At 71.5% G+C, this 23,885-nt stretch carries 19 protein-coding genes; 12 read left to right on the plus strand and 7 right to left on the minus strand.

Annotated features, from left to right (window positions below; all coding sequences use genetic code 11):
* Positions 1–4: 4 nt before the first annotated feature.
* A complete protein-coding gene (locus ACZ69Q_RS17065; RefSeq protein WP_471042183.1) occupies positions 5–1,408 on the minus strand; it encodes a hypothetical protein in 1,404 nt (467 codons plus the stop codon).
* Positions 1,409–1,478: 70 nt separating this feature from the next.
* Positions 1,479–2,681: a PP2C family protein-serine/threonine phosphatase gene (locus tag ACZ69Q_RS17070; protein ID WP_471042184.1), complete on the minus strand. Its 1,203-nt coding sequence runs from the start codon at positions 2,679–2,681 to the stop codon at positions 1,479–1,481.
* Between the two features lie 144 nt (positions 2,682–2,825).
* On the opposite strand from ACZ69Q_RS17070, the gene ACZ69Q_RS17075 reads away from it, so the two are divergent.
* Together ACZ69Q_RS17075 and ACZ69Q_RS17080 are read left to right on the plus strand one after the other, a co-directional pair.
* Complete coding sequence (locus ACZ69Q_RS17075) at positions 2,826–3,272, plus strand: hypothetical protein (protein WP_471042185.1); 447 nt, start codon at positions 2,826–2,828, stop codon at positions 3,270–3,272.
* Positions 3,273–3,481: 209 nt separating this feature from the next.
* A complete protein-coding gene (locus tag ACZ69Q_RS17080; RefSeq protein WP_471042186.1) occupies positions 3,482–4,399 on the plus strand; it encodes a hypothetical protein in 918 nt (305 codons plus the stop codon).
* Here ACZ69Q_RS17080 and ACZ69Q_RS17085 read toward each other — a convergent pair.
* The gene (locus tag ACZ69Q_RS17085) at positions 4,314–5,633 is read right to left on the minus strand and encodes an aminotransferase-like domain-containing protein (protein WP_471042187.1); all 1,320 of its coding nucleotides are present in this window, start codon (positions 5,631–5,633) and stop codon (positions 4,314–4,316) included. The genes ACZ69Q_RS17080 and ACZ69Q_RS17085 overlap by 86 nt on opposite strands.
* Positions 5,634–5,710: 77 nt before the next feature.
* Here ACZ69Q_RS17085 and ACZ69Q_RS17090 point away from each other — a divergent pair, with 77 nt between their 5' ends.
* Genes ACZ69Q_RS17090 through ACZ69Q_RS17100 form a run of 3 tightly spaced genes read left to right on the plus strand, consistent with a single transcriptional unit; the run spans position 5,711 to position 9,540 of the window.
* A complete protein-coding gene (locus ACZ69Q_RS17090; RefSeq protein ID WP_471042188.1) occupies positions 5,711–6,523 on the plus strand; it encodes an alpha/beta fold hydrolase in 813 nt (270 codons plus the stop codon).
* A gap of 42 nt (positions 6,524–6,565) precedes the next feature.
* Positions 6,566–7,567 (plus strand): endonuclease/exonuclease/phosphatase family protein, encoded by a 1,002-nt coding sequence (locus ACZ69Q_RS17095; RefSeq protein WP_471042189.1) that lies wholly within the window; start codon positions 6,566–6,568, stop codon positions 7,565–7,567.
* A gap of 29 nt (positions 7,568–7,596) precedes the next feature.
* On the plus strand, positions 7,597–9,540 hold the full coding sequence (locus ACZ69Q_RS17100; RefSeq protein WP_471042190.1) for an FUSC family protein: 1,944 nt from the start codon (positions 7,597–7,599) through the stop codon (positions 9,538–9,540).
* Positions 9,541–9,707: 167 nt separating this feature from the next.
* On the opposite strand, the gene snpA is transcribed toward ACZ69Q_RS17100, so the two are convergent.
* On the minus strand, positions 9,708–10,361 hold the full coding sequence (gene snpA, locus ACZ69Q_RS17105; RefSeq protein WP_471042645.1) for a snapalysin: 654 nt from the start codon (positions 10,359–10,361) through the stop codon (positions 9,708–9,710).
* A 178-nt stretch (positions 10,362–10,539) separates the two neighbouring features.
* On the opposite strand from snpA, the gene ACZ69Q_RS17110 reads away from it, so the two are divergent.
* Complete coding sequence (locus ACZ69Q_RS17110; RefSeq protein WP_471042191.1) at positions 10,540–11,484, plus strand: LysR family transcriptional regulator; 945 nt, start codon at positions 10,540–10,542, stop codon at positions 11,482–11,484.
* Positions 11,485–11,502: 18 nt separating this feature from the next.
* Here the strand turns inward: ACZ69Q_RS17110 and ACZ69Q_RS17115 are convergent, their stop codons facing one another.
* The gene (locus ACZ69Q_RS17115) at positions 11,503–13,584 is read right to left on the minus strand and encodes a PhoX family protein (RefSeq protein WP_471042192.1); all 2,082 of its coding nucleotides are present in this window, start codon (positions 13,582–13,584) and stop codon (positions 11,503–11,505) included.
* Between the two features lie 276 nt (positions 13,585–13,860).
* On the opposite strand from ACZ69Q_RS17115, the gene ACZ69Q_RS17120 reads away from it, so the two are divergent.
* From ACZ69Q_RS17120 to ACZ69Q_RS17145, 6 genes are all read left to right on the plus strand, one after another.
* On the plus strand, positions 13,861–15,693 hold the full coding sequence (locus ACZ69Q_RS17120) for a VWA domain-containing protein (protein WP_471042193.1): 1,833 nt from the start codon (positions 13,861–13,863) through the stop codon (positions 15,691–15,693).
* 130 nt (positions 15,694–15,823) lie between these two features.
* Positions 15,824–17,542 (plus strand): methionine--tRNA ligase, encoded by a 1,719-nt coding sequence (metG, locus tag ACZ69Q_RS17125; RefSeq protein WP_471042195.1) that lies wholly within the window; start codon positions 15,824–15,826, stop codon positions 17,540–17,542.
* Between the two features lie 41 nt (positions 17,543–17,583).
* Positions 17,584–19,158, plus strand: coding sequence for a methionine--tRNA ligase (metG, locus tag ACZ69Q_RS17130; protein WP_471042196.1), 1,575 nt, complete (start codon positions 17,584–17,586; stop codon positions 19,156–19,158).
* Between the two features lie 144 nt (positions 19,159–19,302).
* Positions 19,303–19,779: a hypothetical protein gene (locus tag ACZ69Q_RS17135; RefSeq protein ID WP_471042198.1), complete on the plus strand. Its 477-nt coding sequence runs from the start codon at positions 19,303–19,305 to the stop codon at positions 19,777–19,779.
* An 85-nt stretch (positions 19,780–19,864) separates the two neighbouring features.
* The gene (locus ACZ69Q_RS17140; RefSeq protein WP_471042199.1) at positions 19,865–20,230 is read left to right on the plus strand and encodes a PH domain-containing protein; all 366 of its coding nucleotides are present in this window, start codon (positions 19,865–19,867) and stop codon (positions 20,228–20,230) included.
* A gap of 61 nt (positions 20,231–20,291) precedes the next feature.
* Entirely contained in the window at positions 20,292–20,984 is a 693-nt protein-coding gene (locus ACZ69Q_RS17145) for a nucleotidyl transferase AbiEii/AbiGii toxin family protein (protein WP_471042200.1), read from the plus strand.
* A 37-nt stretch (positions 20,985–21,021) separates the two neighbouring features.
* On the opposite strand, the gene ACZ69Q_RS17150 is transcribed toward ACZ69Q_RS17145, so the two are convergent.
* Together ACZ69Q_RS17150 and aspS are read right to left on the minus strand one after the other, a co-directional pair.
* Complete coding sequence (locus ACZ69Q_RS17150; RefSeq protein ID WP_471042202.1) at positions 21,022–21,987, minus strand: intradiol ring-cleavage dioxygenase; 966 nt, start codon at positions 21,985–21,987, stop codon at positions 21,022–21,024.
* A 129-nt stretch (positions 21,988–22,116) separates the two neighbouring features.
* The gene (gene aspS / locus ACZ69Q_RS17155; RefSeq protein WP_471042203.1) at positions 22,117–23,880 is read right to left on the minus strand and encodes an aspartate--tRNA ligase; all 1,764 of its coding nucleotides are present in this window, start codon (positions 23,878–23,880) and stop codon (positions 22,117–22,119) included.
* Positions 23,881–23,885 lie beyond the last annotated feature (5 nt).

Genomic DNA, 23,885 nt, shown 5'->3' on the forward strand with positions numbered 1-23,885 from the left:
ACCGTCATCCGCTGACCTGAAGCTCCTTCAGCCGCCGATGGACGTTCTCCAGGGCGCCCCTGCGGCGCCCTGGCACCCTGCTCCGCAACTCGGCGAGGGCGGACCCCAGTTCGCGCGCGAGCATCGCGTCGCGGATCTGGCCCCACTGGTGGTGGGCCCGGTCCACCGCGGCCTCCACCGCGGGCGTGTCCGGGGTCTGCCCCGCGCCGAGCCGGGCCGAGGCGACCGTCAGCCAGGTACGGCAGCTACGCGCCGGGTCCCCCGCCAGCATCGCCAGGTCGGCCCGCACCTCACTCCAGTGCAGGGCCTCCTGGGAGGCGGGCCCGTGCGCGCGCATCGCCCCGTGCTCCTCCAGCGCGGCCAACGCATCCGCGTCACCGTGCTGCCCGGACTGCACGGCGGCGGTGATCGCGGCGTGCGGGTCGACGGGGGCGGGACTGTACGCGGGGCGGGGCGGCGCACTCGGCACGGGGGTCAACACGAGCGTCGGCGGGGCACTCGGCACGGGGGCCGGTAGTGCGGGGCTCGGCGCAGAAGCCAGCGCGGGGACCGATGCAGGGGCCGGGGCGGGGACCGACGCAGAGGCCGGGGCGGAGACCGGCGCGGAGGCCGGTGTGGGGCTCGGCGCGGAGGCCGGTACGGCGCCCGGCGCGGAGGCCGGTGCGGGGCTCGGCGCGGAGGCCGGTACGGCGCCCGGCGCGGAGGCCGGTGCGGGGCTCGGCGCAGAGGCCGGTGCGGGGCCTGGGATGTAGGGCGGTCTGGGCGCCTGCGCGGGGCCCTGGGCCGTCAGCACGATGTCCGTGCCCGCGCCGCCCTCCGAAGAGATGCGGGCGAGGGCCTGCTGGTGCAGTTGGTCCAGGGGCGGGCGGTGTCCGCTGCGCAGGAGTGTCGCGACCGCCTTCATGTACGCCGGACCCGCCACCGTTCGGCGGCTCTTCGGCGGGGCGATACGGCCGTACACGGCGCTGGTGCGCCCCGAGTCGAGGGGGTTGGCCAGCAGCCACTCCCAGGTCTCCGCGTCGGCGTGCAGGTCGACCACGAGTGAGGTCGAACCCGGTGCGCGCAGGCGCAGTTCCTCACGGAACCAGTGCCAGGGGAACCCGGTGTAGCGGACGCTCGCCGGGGTCGAGCGGGCCAACGCCAGGTGCGGCAGGTGCTGGCGCCGGTCGAGCTGGAGCTGCCCGGCGACGAAGACGGTGAGCGGCCCGGGCGCGGTCGCGGCGGCACGCAGCCGGGTGAGGACGGCCTGCGGCTCCAGCGGGTCGGCGAGCTCGACGACGTTCGCGGTGTCGGTGCCCGCCAGCACCGGGGGCGGCACCGCGGCGAGGACGGGAAGCACGGAGGCGGCGTCCACCAGACAGCCCTTGCCAGCCGGTGAGGCGGCGAGCAGCAGCACGGTTCCGGGCATCGGTCCCTCCCCATCCCCCGTCGATCACGTACGGCAGCACCGTAACCGCTGCGGGTGCAAAGAAGGGATCTCAGCCCTGCAAACGTCCATTTCCGTCCCCATTCCCCCCAACCTTCCCGGTGCCCGCACTGCGTCGGACCGCGAACACCGTGGTGTCGTCGGCGAGATGCCCGCCGCAGTGCCGCAGCGTGCGCTCACGCACGAAGGCGACCAGCTTCCGGGGCCGCGCGATGCCCGGGTCCGCGGCGACGGCCTCGGTGACGTCGGCGGTGAGCGTGTAGAAGACGCCGTCACGGTCCCGGGCCTCGGTCACACCGTCCGTGGTCAGCAGCAGGGTCTCGCCGGGGCGCAGCAGCACGTGGAGCACGGGCGGCGCCTCGCCGCGGGGGTCGAGTTCGGCCATGCCGAGGGGGAGGCCGTGGCCGGGCGGCAGGTGCCGTACGCCGTCGGGGCCGACGACGAGCGGGCAGTCGTGGCCGAGAACGACCGCGTCCACGGCCTCCGGCTCGTGGTCGGGGAAGCCGATCAGCACGGCGGTGGCGAACCGGTCGCCGTCCTCCCGGCCGGTCGCCTCCCGCATGAGGATGTGCCGCTGGAGCCGCTCCTCCAGGCGCGCGGCGACCGTGGCCAGGTCCGGCTCGTGGAACCCGGCCTCCCGGAACGTGCCGAGCAGCGCGGCCGCCGCCTCCACCGCGCCCAGGCCCTTGCCCTGGACGTCGCCGAGGATCACGCGGGTGCCGTGCAGGCCGATCTGGATGTCGTAGAAGTCGCCGCCGACCCTGGCCTCGCTGTCGGCGGCGAGATAGACGGCCGCGTGCTCCAGGCCGCCCCAGCCCGGCGGCAACGGGCGCAGCACGGTGCGGCGGATGGTGGCGGCGACGTCCTGTATGTGCACCATGCGCCGCTCGCCGCGCACCCGGACCACACAGGCCGCCGTGGCGAGGACACCGCCCATGCCGGCGAGGACGAGGTCGGGCAGCCCGGCCTGGTACTCGTGCGGCAGGACGGCGTCCGCGGCGAGGTATGTGGCGGGCGCGAGGACCGCGAAGGCGGCCGTCCCCCCGACCCCGCAGATCGCGGCGGCGATACCGGGCACGAGCACGATCCAGGACAGGATCCGGAACTGGCTGCTGGTGTGGAAGTCGACCACCACGATGCCGATGAGCAGCAGCAGCGGCGGCACCCAGGCGACGCTGCGGCCCCGCACGCGCAGCAGACCCTGCCGGCGCGCGTCGCCCTTGAGGCCGGATGCACCGTCGCTGACGGCCCTCATGCGCCTCAGACAAGCACGACGTTCGGCGCGCCGCATCCGGGTACCCGGACCTGCGCAACCGAGGCCGGCACGCACGCCGACTTGCCGTCCGACCGCTCCCGGGTGTGCCCTTGATGGCGGGGGCGAGGAGAGAGGAGTGCTCTCATGGCTCACGCGGCACCCGCGCCCGGCGCACGGACCCCGGCGGCGATCACCCCGCTGCCCGACGTCTTCAGCACACGGACACACCGCATCGCGGGCATCGTGACACCGGTGGTCCTCGGGCTCATCTACGGCTACTGGGCCGCGGCGAACCGGCGCTCCGGCGGCGAGATCACCGGCTGGAACCTGCTCTTCGGCTTCGTCACCGCGGCCGCGTTCATGATCCTCTACGTCGGCGTGCGCGCCCTCGCCCCGCACATGCGGCGCGAGCTGCACGCCGTCGTGTGGGCGTCCTTCGTGGGCGTCGCCTTCGGGTTCCTGTACAGCCAGACCGGCGCGGCCATCATCAGGTCCTGCGGGATGGGGGCGGTGATCGGCGCGGTCACGTTCGTCGTGATGTTCTACCGCTACTACACGCACGAGGACGCCGCCGGCCACCGCATCCGCTGAGGAGCGCACGGGTCGGCCCCGGCCGCTCACCGACGGCGCGGCCGGGGCCGGGGCCGACCCGTTTCCCCTTCATCCACCCACGAACCCGGTCCTCTCCCCTGCTCCATGAGACACCCGTTCGGGTGAACCCTCCACCGGAGAGCGGTGCCGTGCGGCCGTATGCAGGCACCGAACTGGCGCGCCCGGCCCTGTGACCCTTGCCTGAAGGGGTGCCCACCCGTGTGCGGAACGCCCTGTCGGCAGCGCTGATCGCCCTGTCGTGCCTGCTCGTGCCGTTCGGCGCACTGGCGGCCTGGGTGACGTACGGGCTGGCCGACACCGGCCGGTACGTCACGGCGATGGCGCCGCTCGCCGCGGACCCGGCCGTGCAGGGCGCGGTCGCGGACACCGTCGAGGCCGGGATCATGGACGAGGTCGACGACCGGCTGGAGGCGTCACCGGCGCCGCGCGAGCCCGGCGGCGTGCGGCCCTTCGTGGACGACGCGGTGCGCTCGTTCACCCGGACCGCGGCCTTCCACACGGCGTGGGACGCGGGCAACAGAGCGGTCCACGACGCCGTGCTGAAGGCCCTTCGGGGCGATGGCGAGCAGGCGGTCACCGTCGACCTGGCCCCGATCACCGCCCAGGTCAAGCGCCGTCTCACCGACGATCACATCCCTTTCGCCCATCGCATCCCGGTCGAGCACACCGAGGTCGCCGTGCTCCCGGCGGACGACCTCGCCCGGCTCAGGAAGGGGTACGACGTGCTCGAAGTCGCCGGATTCTGGCTGCCCGTCTCGGCCGCCGTCCTCGCCGCGGCCGGTATCGCCGTCGCCGCGTGCCGCCGCCGCGCGGTCACCGCGACCGCCCTGGGCACGGCGCTGGGCGGCGCGTTCCTCGCCCTCGCGGTGGCCATCGGCCGCCGGCTCACCCTGGCCGACGTCGCCGAGGCGGCACACCGCCCGGCCGCGGGCGCGGTCTACGACGCCCTGACGCAGACCCTGCGCACGGTGTCCTGGCTGCTGGTGGTCCTCGGTCTGACGGTGGCCCTGGTGTGCCGGCTCACGGGGTACCTCGCGCGACGCCGGCGAGCGTCCGCAGCGCCCGCCGCAGATCCGGCTCAGGAGCCGACGCGAGCCCGAGTCTGACGGCGTCCGGGGTGCGATGCGGGTCGACGGCGAACGCGGGGCCCGGCGTCACCGCGATGCCGTGCGCGGCCGCGGCGGCCGTGAAGGTGTCCGCCCGCCACGGCGCGGGCAGCTCCCACCAGGCGAAATAGGCGCGCGGATCGGACCGTACGGTGAAGTCCCGCAGCTCCTGGGCCACCACCCGCTGTCTGCGCGCCGCGTCCGCCCGCTTCGCCGCGACCAGCCGCCGCACGGTGCCCTCCTCGATCCACCGCACGGCGGCCTCCAGCGCGAACCGGCCCGCGCTCCAGCCCCCGGACCGCACGGCCGCCGCCACCGCCTCGACGCGCCCGAGCGGTACGGCGACGAAGCCGACGGTGAGCCCGGGGGCGACGCGCTTGGAGAGGCCGTCGACGACATGCGTGAGGCCGGGCGCGTCGCCGGCGAGGGGGTCGTCGTCCGCGAGGAAGGACCAGATCCGGTCCTCGACGACGGGGATGCCCAGGTCGGTCACGGTGCGGGCGAGCAGGCGCCGGCGCTCGGGGCCGGTCGTCAGCGAGGTCGGGTTGTGCAGGGTGGGCTGGAGGTAGAGCGCGGCCAGGGGAGCGGAGCGGTGGGCGGCGGCGACGGACTCGGGGCGCGGGCCCTGCTCGTCCGTGGCCAACGGCACCAGCGTGATGCCGAGCCGGGCGGCGATGTCCTTGACCACGGGGTACGTCAGCGCCTCGACGCCGACCCGGCCGCCGGGCCGGACCAAGGAGGCGAGGGTGGCGGCGACGGCCTGGCGGGCGTTGCCGGTGAACAGGAGCTGCTCGGGGGCGGGGTTCCAGTCGGGGGTGGCGAGCAGCGCGGCCGCCGCCCTGCGGGCCGCGGGGGTGCCGGTGGCGGGGGACGGGCGCAGTGCCTCGGTAAGGACGTCGGGGCGCTGCAGCGGTGCGAGGGCCGGGGCGAGCAGCTCCGACTGGCCGGGCGCGGAGGGGTAGTTGAGCTCCAGGTTGACCGGCGCCCCGGTCGCGGCCTCGACGAGGGCCCTGCCGGTGGCCGCGGGGGCGGCCCGTACGAAGGTGCCGCGGCCGACCTCGCCGACGACCAGTCCGCGCCGCACGAGTTCGGCGTACACCCGCCCCGCCGTCGACGCGGCGATCCCGCGCCGGCGCGCGAACGCCCGCTGCGGGGGCAGTTGTTCGCCGGGCGCGAGCCGTCCGGCGGTGATGTCGTCGGCCATGCGGTCGGCGATGCGCCGGTAGTCGCTCACGCGCCCTCCTCCTGACATTGCACCGAGAGCAAAGATCTTATTGCACCGAGGAGTTGAGGCGATCTAGGGTCGTTCACATGACCCCTTTCCTCGCATACGAGGACAAAGGCGCCGATAGTTCTTCGGTTCCCCTTGTCCTCGTCCACGGCCACCCCTTCGACCGCACGATGTGGGCCCCGCAGATCGAGACGTTCTCCGCCGCCCGCCGGGTCGTCGCCCCCGACCTGCGCGGCTACGGCGCCTCCCCCGTCGTCCCCGGCATCACCGCGCTGTCCGCGTTCGCCGCGGACATCGAGGCCCTGCTGGACGACCTGAAGGTGGAGACCTTCGTGCTCGGGGGCCTGTCGATGGGCGGCCAGATCGTCATGGAGTGCTACGCCCGCTTCCCCGAACGCATCCGGGGACTGGTCCTCGCCGACACCTTCCCGGCGGCCGAGACCGAGGAGGGCAAACGGGGCCGCGGCGCCATGGCGGACCGACTGCTGCGCGAGGGCATGCGCGGATACGCCGACGAGGTGCTGGAGAAGATGGTCGCGCCGTACGCGTCCGCCGAGGTGAAGGCCCACGTCCACGGCATGATGACGGCGACACCGCCCGAGGGCGCCGCGGCGGCCCTGCGCGGCCGCGCCGAACGCCCCGACTACCGCGAGCTGCTGACCCGCGTCACCGTCCCCGCCCTGGTCGTCGTGGGCGCCGACGACACCTACACCCCGGTGCCGGACGCCGAGGCCATGAACGCGGCACTCCCGCACTCGACACTGAGGGTGATCGAGGGAGCGGCACACATGCCGAACCTGGAACGGCCACAAGAGTTCGACGAGGCGCTGGCGGAGTTCCTGCAGCACGTCGACGGCTCATCGCAACCTTCGCCCCACGAGCCCCGTCTTTGAGGGAGGATTCGGGCATCGCACCCGCGAGCGGAAGGCCGGGACTTGGACACTGCGGCTGCCGAGTGGACGGCACGACCCGACCGCACGCCCGCGCGGCGGGGCGGGCGGCGGTTCGGCGCCTGGGTGGCCGGCCTGCTGTTCCTGGCCGTCAGCGTGGTCGTCGGCTGCCGGATCGCCGACACCGACGGCGTCACGCCCGTACCGCAGTTCCTCGCGTTCCTGCCGTGGCTGCTCGTGCCGGCTGGCTTCGGGCTGCTGCTCGCCGTGCTGGCGCGCTGGTGGTTCGGCGTCGTGTGGGCCCTCGCGCTGCTCGGCGCGCTGGCCTGGTTCATCGAGCCGTACGGCAAGACGTCCCAGGCGGGCGGGCCCCCGCTCGCCTCCTTCCGGGTGCTGACCTCGAACGTCGAGTTCGGGCAGGCGACCGATGCCCTCGTCGCCGCCGTCCGCCGCGAGAAACCCGACGTCGTGTTCGTCCAGGAATGCGAGTTCACCTGCGACGACACCCTCAAGAAGGAGCTGGGCACCGACTATCCGCACCGGGCCGCACAGGTGGCCGGCGGTTCCGAGGGCTCCGTCGTCCTCAGCCGCTTCCCGCTGAACCCCGCCGACGGCGTCGGCGGCACCATGGCCATGCCCGGCGCCGTCGCCGACGTACGCGGGCACGCCGTACGGCTCCAGCTCGCGCACCCCATGCCGCCGCTGCCCGGGCGGACCGACCTGTGGCGGCGGGAGCTCGGCGAGCTGCGGGACTTCGCCGCCGAGGACCAGCGCACGCCCCTCGTCGTCGCCGGGGACTTCAACGCCTCCCAGGACCACGCCGCCTTCCGCCGCATCCTGGACGCCGGCCTGCACGACGCCGCCCGGCTCGACGGCCACGACCGCACGCCGAGCTGGCCGGCCCGCACGACGCCCGCGTTCGGCGTGCAGATCGACCATGTGCTGCTCTCCGGCGACTTCTCCGTGCGCGCCGCCCACTTCCTCGACCTGGCCGACACCGACCATCGCGCACTTGTCGCCGACCTCACGCTTCACCAGCGACGATGAGCTGAACAACGGTGCCCATAATGGGCCGCATGCCCCGCGAGCTCCCCATCGGCCTCACACCCCCCGACTGGCTCGTGCGGAACCTGCGGGCCCAGCCGGCCCCCGTCAACCGGGCGGCCGTCGTCCGGGCGGCCGTCGCGATCACCCTGCCCCTGGCCATCGGCCTCGCCGTCGACCGCCCCTTCTACGGAGCCCTCGCCTCCATGGGCGCCCTCAACGGCGTCATCAGCGACACCGCGGCCGCCTACCGCGTCCGCATCCCCACCATCGCCATCCCGCAGCTCTTCGGCGCCGTCGGCATCACCCTGGGCGCCCTGGTGTACGGCCGCGGCTGGATCGCCGTCGCCGCCGTCACCGGCGTCGCGCTGGTCTCCGGGATGATCTCGACGATCGGCGCGGTCGCCTCCGCCTCGGGCCTGGTACTGCTGCTGACCTGCGTGATCGGCGCGGGGCTGCCGATGCCGGGCGAGTGGTGGCTGGCGCCGCTGCTGATGTCCGGCGGCGGACTGCTCGTCCTGGCCCTCGCCCTGCTCGCCTGGCCGCTCAGATCGGGGGTGCCGGAACGGGGCGCGGTCGCGGACACCTACCGCAAGGTCGCCGAACTGCTGACGGCCGTCGGCGGCGGCACCGAACGTTACGACGACGCCCGGCACGCCGTCACCCAGTCGCTGAACCAGTCGTACGACATCGTCCTCGCCCATCGCGCCCGCCACCACGGCCGCAGCCCCGAACTCGTCCGGTTGCTGGCCCAGTTGAACGCCATCACCCCGGTCGTCGAGGCCGCCCCGGCCGCACATCTCAGCGGCACCCCGCTGCCGCCCGGGATCCCGCAGGCGGTACGGCATCTCGCATCCGCCGTCGAGACCGGGTACACGGGACCGACAGGGCTGAAGCTCCCCATCCCCACCACCGAGACCGCCCGGGCCGTCGACCACGCGCTGCGCCACGCCGCCGAGGTCGTCGCCACCCCGGACGTCGACCCCCGCGGCATCGACGACCGCCTGGGCCGGCCGGCCGCGCTGAGCATCCGGACCGCGCGTGCCGCCCGCAACGTCGCGCTGTCCGCCGCCTCCTGGCGCTACGGCCTGCGCCTGGCCCTGTGCATCGGCATCGCCCAGGTGCTGGTGTCGATCATCGCCGTCCCCCGCTCCTACTGGGTCGCGCTGACGATCACCTTCGTCCTCAAGCCCGACTTCGGCTCCGTCTTCTCCCGGGCGCTGCTGCGGGCCCTGGGCACGGTCGCCGGGCTGGTGATCGCGGCGGCGGTGCTGGCGGAGGTGCCCCGCGGGTGGTGGGACGTACCGGTGCTGCTGCTTCTCGCGCCGCTGATCCCGGCGCTCACCCCGCGCGGCTACGGCTATCAGACGGCCGCCATCACGCCGGTGATCCTGCTGCTGTCGGACGTCCTGAACCGCCAGGGCACCGGGCTGCTGCTGCCGCGCCTGGTCGACTCCCTGATGGGGTGCGCGATCGCCCTGGTCGCCGGGTATCTGCTGTGGCCGGAGAGCTGGCACACCCGCGTCGGCGACCGGCTCGCCGGCGCGGTGGAGGACACGGCTCGCTATGTGGAGGCCGCCTTCGGGCCGGGCGCCGTCGACCCGCCGGCCCGCGCCCGCATGCGCCGCCGCCTCTACCGCGACCTCTCCGCCGTCCGCACGGAGTTCCAGCGCGCCCTGACCGAACCGCCGCCCACCGGACGCCGGGCCGCCGCGTGGTGGCCGCTGGTCGTGGCCGTGGAGCGGATCGTGGACGCGACGACGGCGGCACGGGTACGGGTGCGCCACGGGGCCGCCCCGCCGTCCACCGCCGAGGTGACCCAGGTGGCCCGCCAGCTACGGGAGCTGGCGCAGGGAGTGCGGGAGGCCGAGACCCTGTACGAGGTCCGCACAGACCTCACGGGCCCGGCCGGCAGCGTCCTTGAGCCCCTACGCCAAGAGGTGGCAGCGGCACGCGCGATCACATCCCCCCGCTGAACCCGACCCGTCCTGGGGGCGCGGGGAACTGCGCGACCAGCCACAAGAAACCCGCACCCGCCGGCAAATAGAAAACCCCCCGGGCTATTGGGCGAACCAAAAGACCGGCGCGGCCGCCCCGTGCAGGAGGGCGACCGCGCCATTTGTGGGGGGTGGGTCAGGCGTTACTAGCGGTTGGCCTTGTGCAGGGCCTTGTCCATCGCGGCAGCGAACCCGTTGGCCCAGAGCTGATCGACCTTGGCCCGCTCGGCCGAGTCGGGCTGGGAGTTCGTGCAGGACGGGCCGGGGCCGCCGCCCGACATCAGCTCACTGCACGGACCCTCGTAGTGGTCCGGCAGACCGAGGACGTGCCCCGTCTCGTGCGCCGTGACGCGGGTGGAGTCGTATTCCTGGTTCTGCTGGTAGTCCAGGAAGATGTAGCCCTTGCCGTGACCGTCGGTCGAGGCGTACGAGCCGCGCGGGTCGTTGCCCTCGCGGTAGGTGAAGTCGGCGTTGGAGCCTTCCTGGAGCTTCACGTTCGACACCGAGCCGTTCCATATCTCGGTGCTGCGGGCTATCTGCGCGCTGAACTGGGGCGCTGCGGAGGCGTCGTAGGTGACGGTGACGGCCGCGGCGCTCGGGTTCTCGGCACGCTTCTCGGCGACCGACTTCAGGACGGCCTGGAAGAAGGCCCGACTGGCGTCGGAATCCGAGGACTTGGCGACGTAGCCGGCGGTGTCGGGGGCCGGAGCAGCCGTCGCCGGAGCGATGGTGCCGAAGCCGAGGGCCGCGACACCGAGACCGACTGCCACCGCCGAACGGGCGGACAGGGAAAAGGACATGCGCATCGATGACTCCTAGGTGGGGGGTGAGTCGTCAAGGCGAGTGTCTGCTTCTGTGTGGCCGCTGTGATGATGGCAATCGGTGATAGCGCTGCCCTATCGGGGCCCCGATTAGCAAGGATCGGAGGGGGTTTGTGCGGCTGGTGAAAGCTTTGATTCCGTTTTAATGTCCCAGGGCATGGAGCTCGAGGTGAGACACCTCCGCGCGCTGTGCGCCATAGCCGACACCGGCAGTCTGCACCGGGCCGCCCGCCAGCTCGGCGTCGCCCAGCCGTCGCTCAGCACACAACTGCGCCGGATCGAGCAGGAGCTGGGCGGGACCCTGTTCCTGCGCGCGAGGACCGGCTGCCGCCCCACGCCGCTCGGCCGGCTGGTGCTCAGCCGCGCCCGGCCGCTGGTGGCCGATATGCGCGCCCTGGTCGCCGAGGCACGGGCGGCCGCGGTGGGCGGTCCGGAGCTGCGGGTCGGCTCCACCGCGAGCAAGGCCTTGGCGGGCTGGCTGCGCCGGCTACGCGGCCAGGGCCAGGACCCCACGCTGCACATGAACGTCTCCCCGAACGCCCTGCTGCGCATGGTCGCCGAGGGCCAGCTCGACGTCGCCTTCGTGCACGAGGTGGAGGGCTCCCCGCTGCGCATGCCGCCCGAGCTGCGGCTGCGCGTGCTGATGGAGCGTGAGCCGCAGTTCGTCTCGCTGCCGACCGACCACCCGGCCACCGCGAAGTCCGAGGTCAGCCTGCGTGACCTGGCCGACGACCGGTGGATGGTCGACCCGACGGTCGACGGGGAGTGGGACGCCGTGCAGCGGATGTTCCGCGCGGCCGGCGTCAACCCGCACGTCCTGCACGGCGACTACTACACGGCCGACGCCCTGGTCGCCACCGGCGAGGTCGTCGCCATCTGCCAGCCCACCCACGCCGACAGCCCCACGATGGCGGTACGCCGCCTGCGCGGGGACCCGCTCGGCGTACGCCTGCTGCTCGCGGCCCGTACGGAGACGGACCTCGACGGGGTCTATCCGGCGCTGGAGGAGGCGTACTGGGAGGCGGCGCGGCAGGCGCCGGCGTACCGGGAGTGGCTGGAACACGACGGCGAACGGCAGCCGCCGGTCCCAGCACTCCCGTAGAGCGGTGTCCGCCCGGGGTCAGACGCCGATGTCGCAGCCGTCCTTGCGGAAGACCGCCACGACGGCCGGCCGGTTGATCTTCCCTTCCCCGTCGGGCCAGGCGCTCAGCGGCTTCTCGGCCGTCGCGCCGTCGATCTCGCCCGGGTGCTGCACGGCGACGAGAACGCGACGGTCCTGGACGAGCGGACCGCAGGTCTCGGCGCCCTTCGGCACCGTCAGGAACTGCTTCAGCTCACCGCGCTTGTCACCGCGCGTGGCGACGCCGAAGAGGCCGTCGTGCGAGCCGAGCTGGTTGCCGTCGGTGGAGATCCACAGGTTGCCGTGCGAGTCGAAGGCGACGTTGTCCGGGCAGGAGATCGGGGAGACGTCGTCCTTCGGGAAGCCGGCGAAGTAGGTGGCCGGGTCGTTCGGGTCACCCGCCACCAGGAACAGCGTCCAGGCGAACTTCTTGCTGTCGGCGCAGTTCCAGCGCTCGGTCAGCTCAAGGATCTGGCCGTGCTTGTTGGCGTTGCGCGGGTTGGCCTCGTCGGGGCCGGCCTTCCCCGCCGCGCCGCGGTCCTTGTTGTTGGTGAGGGCGACGTACACCTTGCCGGTGCGCGGGTTGGGCTCGATGTCCTCGGGCCGGTCCATCTTGGTGGCGCCGACCTTGTCACCGGCGAGGCGCGTGAAGACGAAGACCTCTTCCGCGGTCATCCCCTCGACGTGCGATTCGGCACCCTTCGCCGTCGCCGTGGCCAGCGGGATCCACTCGCCGCTGCCGTCGAACTCACCGTCGGCCGGCAGCTTGCCGGTGCCGTCGATCTCGATGGCGGGGGAGTCGCCGGTGAGCTTGGCGACGTAGAGCGTGCCCTCGTCGAGCAGCGAGAGGTTGTGCTCCCGCACCGCCCGGGACGACCCCTTCTTCATCCGCTTGCTGCCGATGAACTTGTAGAAGTAGTCGAAGCGCTCGTCGTCACCGGAGTAGACGACCGGACGCCCGTCGTCGGTCAGCCGCACGGTCGCGCCCTCGTGCTTGAAGCGGCCGAGCGCGGTGTGCTTGCGCGGCTTGGAGGTGGGGTCGTACGGGTCGAGCTCGACGACGTAACCGAAGCGGTGCGGCTCGTTCGGCTCCTGGGCCACGTCGAACCGCTTGTCGAAGCGCTCCCACTTGCGCTCGGTCTCGGCAGCCCCGATCCCGTACCGCTTGTCCGTCGCACGGGTGGCGTTGGCGAAGTACTGGTTGAAGTTCTCCTCGCCGTGCAGCGTGGTGCCCCACGGGGTGACCCCGCCGGAGCAGTTGTTCAGCGTGCCGAGGACCTTGGTGCCGGTCGGGTCGGCGGAGGTCTTCAGCAGGTCGGAGCCGGCCGCCGGGCCGGTGACCTTGAACTCGGAGGTGGCGGTCACACGCCGGTTGAGCGGGTGCCGGGGGACGGGCGTGAGCTTGCCGCTCCTGTGGTCCCCCTCGACGACGACGGCGGACAGACCGTGCGCGGCCCACGCGACCTCGACCTGCTGCTTGGTCGGGTTGGCGGCGTCGTAACCACGGAACATGAGCACCTCGTCGGTGTACTCGTGGTTGGCGACGAGGACCTGCCGGTTGTGCTCGCCCGGGAGGGGGAGCAGGGCGAGGAAGTCGTTGTTGTAGCCGAACTGCTTCGACTGCGACTCGGCGGTCTGGTTCTCCGGGTCGAACGCGGGCGCGCCGCGCAGGATGGGCTCGCCCCAGCGGATGACGATGTTCTGCGCGTAGCCGTCCGGGATGGTCACGGTGTCGGCGGTGTTCGGCGCGACGGGCTCGAAGCGCAGGCCGCGCGCGCCGCGGGAGGCGTGGCGGGTGCTGGTGGCGGCGGTGTCGGCGGCGGACTCGGCGGCGCTCGCCTTCGGGGCGGCGACGGTGGCGGAGGCGCCCACCGCGGTGGCCGCGGTGACGACGGCCGCGGCGCGCATCACGGTACGGCGGCTGAGGGCGTCGGCGATCACATCACCGACGTACGGGTTCGTGGTGGTGTTGGGCACCTCGTGGAAACAGGCGTCACCACACCGGAAACGGCAGGTCAGGGCCGCTCTGCCACCATGATGCGAGTCGTTGTTGACGCTGACTATCGGCAACTGAATACGCATGGCTCTTGGTACTCCCCTTGCTTCCCCTTGAATGCAGCGTGGGGGACGGTAGGGGCACGTTTGTGCGGGAGCGGGGCGTTTGAATGAACGAAGGGTGAACCAGGGGTGGATGTACGGCAGTTGGTGCGCCGCCGTTGATCGACCTGAAGGTGCCCTTGACTCCTGAGGACCTCAGGTGTCCGCCCCTCCCCAAGATCGCCATCCGGGGCCGCTAACCTTACGTGTCCGTCCTGGCCAGGGATCTACGGGCATCAACTCACGCGAAGGGTTGCGCACATGGGCATTCTCACTCTCCTGCGGAACGCGTTCGGCCGGTCACGCAAGGGGCGTACCGCCGAAGCAGAGGGTGCGACGACGCCTTCGCCGGAACCCCAGCCGACGGTTCCGTCCCCGTCCCCGGAACCCCAGCCGACCCCGGCTGCCCAGGTCCCGGAGCCGCGGAGCGCGGAACGTCCCGCGCCGAAGGCCACCGAGCCGCAGAACAAGCAGAACATCCAGACCGAAGAGGACAACGACGACGAAGAGCACGAGCTGGTCTCAGCCGCCTTCGACAACGTAACGGTCCCGAAGCCGACGGAGGCCACGGAGCCGACGGAGGCCGCCGAACCGACGCCGGCCGAGAAGCCGGCGGCCGAGGAGGCTGCCGCGGAGACGCCGGCGGCGGAAGAGCCGGTGGCGGAAGAGCCGGTGGCCGAGGAGGCGCCGGCCGCTGAGGCCCCGGCCGCCGAAGGGGCCGTCGCAGAAACGTCGGCTGCCGAAGAGCCGGTTGCGGCAAAGGCTCCCGCCGCTGAGGAGACCGTCGCGGAGACGCCGGCGATCGAAGAGCCGGTGGCCGCGGAACCGGTGGTGGCTGAGGCTCCGGCCGCTGAAGAAGCCGTCGCGGAGACGCCGACCGCCGAAGAGCCGGCCACCGAGGAGGCGCCGGCCGCTGAGGCCCCGGCCGCCGAAGGGGCCGTCGTAGAGACACCGGCTGCCGAAGAGCCGGCCACGGCAGAGGCTCCGGTCGCTGAAGAGGCCGTCGAGGAGACGCCTGCCGCTGAAGAGGCGGCGGCTCAGGAGCCGGTTGCCGAGACGCCCGCCGTCGAAGAGCCGGCCACGGCGGAGGCCGTAGCCGAAGAGACGCCCGCCGTCGAAGAGCCGGCCACGGCGGAGGCCGTAGCCGAAGAGACGCCTGCCGCCGACGAGCCGGCCACCGCGGAGCCCGTCGCCGAAGAGGCGCCGGTCTCCGAAGAGCCCGTGGCCGGGGAATCGGCGCCGGAGGTGTCCGACGAGGTCGCGGCCGATGTCGAGCCGGAGCCCGTCGCGGCTTCGGAGGAGACCGAGCCGTCCCCGGCCGAGGCGCCCGAGGACGAAGCCGCGGCCGCCGACGGCGAGGACGCCGCACAGGGGCCACTCGCAGCCGACGACGAGAGCCGCACGGGTGGTGCGGGTGGGAACACCAGCGCCGAAGGCGAAGCCGAGGCCGTGCCGGCCCCCGCCGCACCGGCCCCCGCCACACCGGCCGCCACCGCCCTCGCAAAGGCCGGCCTCACCACCGCCCGCGCCAAGGTCTACCTCGTCCTCGACCGCTCCGCGAGCATGCGCCCGTACTACAAGGACGGCTCCGCCCAGGCCCTCGCCGACCAGACCCTCGCCCTCGCCGAGCACCTGGACCCCGACGCCCCGAACACCTCCGTACACGTCGTCTTCTTCTCCACCGAGGTCGACGGCACCACCGACCTCACCCCGGCCTCCTCCGAGACCGCGATCGACGACGCACACGCCGGCCTCGGCCGCATGGGCCGTACCAGCTACCACGCCGCCGTGGAAGCCGTCCTCGCCCACTACGACAAGAACGCCACCCCCGGCGCCCCCGCCCTCGTCGTCTTCCAGACCGACGGCGCCCCCGACGCCAAGACCCCGGCCACCCACTCCCTCACCGAAGCCGCGAAGAGCCACCCCTCGGTGTTCTTCTCCTTCGTCGCGTTCGGCGACCACGACAACAAGGCCTTCGACTACCTCCGCAAACTGAAGACCGACAACACGGCCTTCTTCCACGCGGGCCCGACCCCCCTGGAACTCACGGACGCGGAGCTCTACGACGGCGTACTGATCGACTGGCGCCCCTGACCCGCACCCCCCGAGGCCGCCCCCTTCCCACCCCGTAAAACGGGAAGCGGGCGGCCCACCCATGTCGGCTACGATTTCAAGGTTCGCAAAGAACCAAGAACCCCGAATTCCGACCTGGGAGCAGCCCCCGATGGCTCGACACCTCATCACCAGCGCCCTTCCGTACATCAACGGAATCAAGCACCTGGGCAACATGGTGGGGTCCATGCTCCCGGCGGACGTGTACTCCAGGTACCTCCGCCAGCGCGGCCACGACGTCCTGTACATCTGCGCCACCGACGAGCACGGCACCCCCGCCGAGCTCGCCGCGAAGGAGCAGGGCCTCCCGGTGGCGGAATTCTGCGCGCAGGCGCACGACGCGCAGAAGGCGGTCTACGACGGCTTCGCGCTGGCCTTCGACTACTTCGGCCGCAGCTCCAGCCCGCAGAACGTCGAGATCACTCAGCACTTCGCCCGCAAGCTGCACGAGAACGGCTTCATCGAAGAGCGCGCCATCCGCCAGGTCTACAGCCCCGCCGACGGCCGCTTCCTCCCGGACCGCTACGTCGAGGGCACCTGCCCCCACTGCGGCTACGACAAGGCCCGCGGCGACCAGTGCGAGAACTGCACCCGCGTGCTGGACCCGACCGACCTGATCAACCCGCGCTCCGCGATCTCCGGCTCCACGGACCTGGAGGTCCGCGAGACCAAGCACCTCTTCCTCCTCCAGTCCAAGCTCCAGAACGAGGTCCAGGAGTGGGTCGCCCGCCACGACGGCGTCTGGCCGCACCTGGCCTCCTCCATCGCCCACAAGTGGCTGACCGAGGGCCTGCACGACCGCGCGATCACCCGTGACCTGGACTGGGGCGTGCCCGTCCCGGCGGACACCTGGCCGGAGCTGGCGGCCGAGGGCAAGGTGTTCTACGTCTGGTTCGACGCCCCGATCGAGTACATCGGCGCGACGAAGGAGTGGTCGGACCAGGACCCGGAGAACCGCGACTGGAAGTCGTGGTGGTACGAGGCCGACGACACCGTCCGCTACACCGAGTTCATGGCGAAGGACAACGTCCCCTTCCACACCGTGATGTTCCCGGCCACCGAGCTCGGCATCCGCGAGCCGTGGAAGAAGGTCGACTTCGTCAAGGCCTTCAACTGGCTGACGTACTACGGCGGAAAGTTCTCCACGTCCCAGAAGCGCGGTGTCTTCACCGACCAGGCCCTGGAGATCCTGCCCGCCGACTACTGGCGCTACTTCCTGATCGCCAACGCCCCCGAGTCGGACGACTCGTCGTTCACCTGGGAGCACTTCACGGCCACGGTGAACAAGGACCTGGCCGACACCCTCGGCAACTTCGTCAACCGCGTCCTGTCCTTCTCCAAGAAGCGCTTCGGCGAAGAGGTCCCGGCGGGCGGCGAGCCCGGTGAGGCGGAGGCGAAGCTCGGCGAGCAGATCGCCGAACTCCTCGCCGAGTACGAGTCGCAGATGGAGGCGCTCCAGTTCCGCAAGGCGGCCGCCGCCCTGCGCGCCCTGTGGTCGGCCGGCAACTCCTACCTGGAGGAGAAGGCCCCCTGGCTGGAGATCAAGACCGACAAGGACGGCGCGGCCCTCACCCTGCGCACGGCGATGAACCTGATCCACCTCTACGCGGTGGTCTCGGAGCCCTTCATCCCGGCGACGTCGTCCGCCATGCGCCAGGCCTTCGCCCTGACCGACGACACGGCGACCTGGGTGACCCCGGACGAGGCGAAGTCCCTGACCGCCGTCCCCGTCGGCACCCCCTTCACCGTCCCCCCGGTCCTCTTCGCCAAGCTCACGGAGGAAGACCTGGAGGCCTACAAGGAGCGCTTCGGCGGCGAAGCGGCGGCGTAATGCAGATGAGGGCCCTCCACGGAGTGTGATGGAGTGAGGTCATGACGTACTACGTCACGACCCCCATCTACTACGTCAACGACGCCCCGCACCTGGGCCACGCGTACACCACGGTGGCGGCGGACGTCCTCGCCCGCTGGCACCGTGGGCGCGGCGAGGACGTCTGGTTCCTCACGGGGACCGACGAGCACGGCCAGAAGATCCTGCGGACGGCCGAGGCGAACGGCGTGCCGCCGCAGGTCTGGGCCGACCGGCTGACCGAGGAGTCCTGGAAGCCGCTCTGGCAGCACCTCGACATCTCGAACGACGACTTCCTCCGTACGACGGAGAAGCGGCACACGGACCGGGTGCGGGAGTTCTACCAGGATCTGTACGACAACGGCCATATCCGCAAGGGGAGTTACGAGGGCCCGTACTGCGTCGCCTGCGAGGAGTACAAGCTCCCCGGCGAGCTGATCGAGGCGGCGGACGGCACCCTTCTCTGCGCGATCCACAAGCGCCCGGTGGACCTCCTCAAGGAGGAGAACTACTTCTTCAAGCTCAGCGAATTCGGTGACCGCCTCCTCGCCCACTACGAGGCCGACCCCGGCTTCATCCAGCCGGAGTCGGCCCGCAACGAGGTGGTGAACTTCGTCCGCGGCGGCCTGCAGGACCTCTCCATCTCCCGCTCGACGTTCGACTGGGGTGTCAAGGTCCCCTGGGACGACGACCACGTCATCTACGTCTGGGCGGACGCCCTCCTCAACTACGCCACAGCCGTCGGCTACAACGAGAACCCCGCGAAGTTCGAGTCGACCTTCCCGGCCGACGTCCACCTCGTCGGCAAGGACATCCTCCGCTTCCACGCGGTCATCTGGCCGGCCATGCTGATGGCGAACGGCCTGCCGCTGCCCGGCCGGATCGCGGCCAACGGCTGGCTGCTGGTCGGCGGCGAGAAGATGAGCAAGTCCAACCTGACCGGCATCAAGCCGCAGGACCTGACCTCGCACTTCGGCGTGGACGCGTACCGCTGGTACTTCCTGCGCGCCATCGCCTTCGGCCAGGACGGCTCGTTCTCCTGGGAGGACTTCTCCGCCCGCTACACCAGCGAGCTGGCGAACGACTACGGCAACCTGGCCTCCCGCGTCACCGCGATGGTCGGCAGGTACTTCGGCGGCGAGCTGCCGGCCGCGACGGCCGACGGCGAGGCCGAGCGGGCGATCCACGACGGCCTGACCAGGGCGGTCGCGGAGGCCGACCGCCGGATCGGCGAGGAGCTGGACTTCCAGGGCGGCATCCTGGCGGTCTTCGACTTCGTCAGGCAGGTCAACGGCTACCTCACGGAGCAGCAGCCGTGGAAGGTCGCCAAGGACACGTCCGACGAAGGGCGAGCCCGCCTCGCGAGCATCCTCTACACCGCCGCGGAGTCCCTCCGCGCCATCGCGGTCCTGCTGAACCCGGTCATGCCGGAGACCTCCCAGAAGCTCTGGGACTCGCTCGGCGCGGAGGCGTCCCTGGGCCGTCTGCCGGACCAGAGGATCCAGGAGACGGCCCGCTGGGGCAGGCTCCCCGCCGGTTCGAAGGTCACCAAGGGCGCGGTGCTGTTTCCCCGTCTTGAGGAGAGGCCGGCGTCGTAGGCGCGAAGATCTGAAAGGTTGCCGTGGATTTCTTGACCGATCGGTGCCCAAGTCGGGGACATCACGGGGATGTTGCCCAACTGGTTGGCATCGATCGCACCCCGGCGCCACCATGTCCCCCCGCACGACCGTATGGTTTCCGCCATGGCAGTCCCTGAGGTCATCCCGATCGCGTACGAGCCGCACGGCCGCACCGAGGCGATCGGCTTTTACGAGGACGGGCAGTTCATGGGGTCGGTGACCTACGCCTTCCCCAAGGGCTTCGAACTCGACAACGGCTGGGAAGAGCACAAACGCCTCTACGCGGTCCTGCACACCTTCGACCCCGAGGGCAGGTACCGCGACTCGGAGATCTGGTGTGCCGGCACCTGGGCCGAGCAGCAGCGCGCCCCACACGGCCACGACTCGCCCCTGGCCCGTGCCCGCGCCCATCTCGCGACCCTGCTGCGCCGCCTGCCCCGGCGCACGTACACGGACATCGCGATACGCCCCTTCCAACTCACCGTCGACGGCGTGCTGTTCGGCCTCGTCGCCGGAGAGGACGAGGAGGAGGCGTGGGCCGAGCTGCTTCCCGACAACCTGGGCTTCGGCGCGCCCTGGGACGGTTCGTACGACACCTGATCGTTTACACCTCTATGCCTGGCCCCCTCCGAGGCGCTATACATTGCGAAGATCATGTAGAGCCATCACGTGGGGGGATCCATTCATGGCGCTCTTCGGTAACGCGCACACCATCGACCCGGGGCAGGCACAGCAGGACTTCGCCCGGCTGCTGGGTCACGGTGAGCAGGTGCACGCCGCCTACCTGCTGATACGCGACACCATCCTGTTCACCGACCGCCGTCTGATCCTGGTCGACAAGCAGGGCATCACCGGCAAGAAGGTGGAGTACCACTCCATCCCGTACCGCAGCATCACGCACTTCGCCGTCGAGACCGCCGGCACCTTCGACCTGGACGCCGAGCTGAAGATCTGGGTCTCGGGAACGCCGGCCCCGATCGAGAAGACGTTCACCAAGGGCGTCGACATCTACGAGGTGCAGGCGATCCTTACGCAGTTCGTGGCGAAGTAGCCCGGCCGTCCGGCCCCGCCGAGTCCGGCCGGCTCGGCGGGGCCGCCATAATCGGCGCACGATGATCCCGCTCCGCCACCACCTGCTGACCGACGTCCTCACGATCGGCGCCCCCTACCCGCTCGTGCTGGCCGGCGGGTACGCGGTCCGAGCCCATGGCCTGATGCCGCGGCTTTCGCCGGAGTCCTCGGTGGAAGGGCCGCTGGAAGTGGCCACCGAGACCCCCGAACCGATGGACCGGGTCGCGGCAGCGGTCCGCGCGGGCCTGACGGAGCGTGGCTGGCTGGTGCGCCCCCTGGAGGTCGACCCGCTGTCCGCCCGCCTCCTGGTCACCGGCGTGGAAGGAGCGGAGGAACACCCGGTCGATCTGCTCAAGGAAACCCTCTGGCACCGGCCCGTGACGACCGGCCTGGGCCCGGCCCTCTCCCTCGAGGACCTCATCGGCACCGAGGTCCGCGCGCTGGCCGACCGGGGCACCGCCCGCGACCTGACCGACGTCTATGCCGCCGCGGCCCACTGGAGCTTCCCCGACCTGGAGGAACAGGGCCGCCGTCACGCCTGGGACGAGTTCGACCCGGCCGACCTCCAGTCCCGTCTGGAGGCCACGGAACTGCTGGACGACCGGGAGTTCACCGCCCGGGGCGTGGACGCGGAGTCGGTCCCGGCCCTGCGCCGGTGGGTGCGGGCCTGGGCGGACGACATCGCGGAGCGCCTGCTGGAGCAGGAGGCACTGCGGCCGCCCACGGAGGAATGACGCCCGCCTCCCGCTCCTCCAGGCCCTCAGGTACGCGTCAGCTCGCCGACGCCGACGCTCCGGGCTGGACCGCGTCGTCCGTGCCGTCGTGCGTGGCCTCGGGATCGACGCCCATCGTGATCGTCGCGACGACGCCCTTCGCGATGTCGTTCTTCCGGTACCTCAGCTTCAGCAGGCCGCCCTCGGTCCCGTTGTCCGGGTAGATGGTGTCCTCGTCGAGCGTGGTGCGGGTGGTGGTGTTCGTGGAGTACGGCGCCACCTCCGCGGAGGCGAGCACGCTCTCCTCGTCGAAGAAGAACTGACCGGTGTGGCAGGTGTTGCCGCCCTCGTACCCGGCGTCCGTCCAGGTGCCGCTCACATGGACCTTGGTGTGGATGTGGACGCACCGGCCCTGGTACCAGCCGGGGAAGACCGTCCGGAACTCCACCAGGCCGCTACGGTCCGTCCTCCAGGTGCCGCGCAGATAGCGCTCGTCGTCCGTCGGCTCCTGGTGGACGCCGCCTCCGCCACCGGGCCCACCCGAGGGCTCACCGGACGGGGGCTCGCCCGTCGGCTCACCGGACGGCGGGGTGCCGCCCCCGCCGCCACCGCCGCTGCCCATGTCCTCGTATCCGGAGTACACGCCCAGCGCGTTGCAGTGCCAGATGTCGACGGCGGCGTTCCTGATGGGCTTGCAGGTCTCGGCGTCGATCACCTTGAGGCGGAGGGTGAGCGGGATGCCCTCCTGGTCCTCGGTGATGTCCCGGCGGAGCTTGTCGGCGTCGATGTAGTAGGGGCCCTCGGTGGTCTCCGAGGTGAGCTTGTAACAGGCCTCGGCACCGGTGGAGGTGCTGCTCGCCGATGCCTTCGCGCCCGTCGCACCGGACTCACCCGCGAAGGCGCCCGCCGCGAGGGTGCCGCCGACGCCCACCGCGACCGCCGCGCCCGCGCCGGCCGCGACGACCTTGCGACGCGTGAGGTCCCGCTTGTGTTTCGGCCCTTCGGCCGTCTGGTTTCCCGTCATGTGCAGGGAAGGTAGGGACCGCGCCTGTCAGAGGCTTAGGTAAGGGCTGGGTGAGAGCCCTGCATGTGCCGCACAAAGAGAAGTGGCTCGGAACCTGCGTCGGTTCCGAGCCACCTCACGACATGCCGCCTACTTCGGCTGCGGCTTGCGCACCGAGAGGTGCAGCTCCTTCAGCCGGGCCTCCTCCAGCTCCGTCGGCGCGCCCATCATCAGGTCCTGGGCGTTGCCGTTGAGCGGGAAGGCGATGGTCTCGCGGATGTTGGGCTCGTCCGCGAGAAGCATGACGATGCGGTCGACGCCGGGGGCGATGCCGCCGTGCGGCGGGGCGCCGAAGCGGAACGCGCGCAGCATGCCGGCGAACTTCTCCTCGACGGTCTCACGGTCGTAGCCCGCGATCTCGAACGCCTTCAGCATGATCTCCGGCTCGTGGTTCCGGATCGCGCCGGAGGACAGCTCGACGCCGTTGCAGACGATGTCGTACTGCCAGCCCAGGATGTCCAGCGGGTCCTGGGTCTGAAGGGCCTCAAGGCCGCCCTGCGGCATGGAGAACGGGTTGTGCGAGAAGTCGATCGCGCCGGTCTCCTCGTCCTTCTCGTACATCGGGAAGTCGACGATCCAGCAGAACCGGAAGACGCCCTCCTCGAAATGCCCGGCCCGCTTGGCGGCCTCGACCCGCACCGCACCCATGATCTTCGAGACCTCGTCGAACTCGCCCGCGCCGAAGAACACGGCGTGACCGGCGGCCAGCGACAGGCGCTTGGTCAGCTCGGCGACGTTCTCCTCGGTGAGGAACTTGGCGATCGGGCCGGACAGCGAGCCGTCCTCGGCGACGCGGACCCAGGCCAGACCCTTGGCGCCCTGCGAGACCGCGAAGTCACCGAGCTGGTCGAAGAACTTCCGGGGCTGGGCGGAGACGTCCGGTACCGGCAGCGCGCGCACGTGCTTGCCGGCGAACGCCTTGAACTCCGAGCCCTCGAAGATGTCGGTGATGTCGACGAGTTCGAGCTGGGCGCGCAGGTCCGGCTTGTCGGAGCCGTACTTCAGCATCGCCTCGCGGAACGGGATCCGCGGGAACGGCGAGGTGACGTGACGGCCGCCGCCGAACTCCTCGAACAGCTCGGTCATGAGCTGCTCGATCGGCTGGAAGACATCCTCCTGCTCGACGAAGCTCATCTCGACGTCGAGCTGGTAGAACTCGCCGGGCGAGCGGTCCGCACGCGCGTCCTCGTCGCGGAAGCAAGGCGCGATCTGGAAGTAGCGGTCGAAGCCGGAGATCATCAGAAGCTGCTTGAACTGCTGCGGGGCCTGCGGCAGGGCGTAGAACTTGCCCGGGTTCAGGCGGGAGGGGACGACGAAGTCGCGGGCGCCCTCGGGGGAGGTGGCGGACAGGATCGGCGTCGCCATCTCGTTGAAGCCCAGCGCCGTCATCTTGTGGCGGATCGCCGAGATGACCGACGTACGCAGCAGGATGTTGCGGTGCATGCGCTCGCGGCGCAGGTCCAGGAAGCGGTACTCCAGGCGCCGCTCCTCGTTGACCCCGTCCTCGGTGTTGATCGTGAAGGGCAGCGGGGCGGCCGCGCCGAGCAGCTCGACCTCGCCGACCTCGACCTCGATCTCGCCGGTGGGCAGCTCGGAGTTGATGTTCTCGGCGCCACGGGAGACGACCTTGCCGTCGATCCGGACCGTGGACTCCTTGGACAGCTTGTCCAGGGCCTCGTACGCGGGCGTGCCGGGACGGGCCACGAGCTGCGTGATGCCGTAGTGATCGCGCAGATCGATGAAGAGGATGCCGCCCAGGTCGCGCCGATTGTGCAGCCAGCCACTCAGCCGGACGTCGGTACCGACGTCAGAGGAGCGGAGCTCGCCGCAGGTGTGGGACCTGTACCGATGCATCGTCG

The sequence above is a fragment of the Streptomyces sp. NPDC036764 genome (assembly GCF_055609385.1).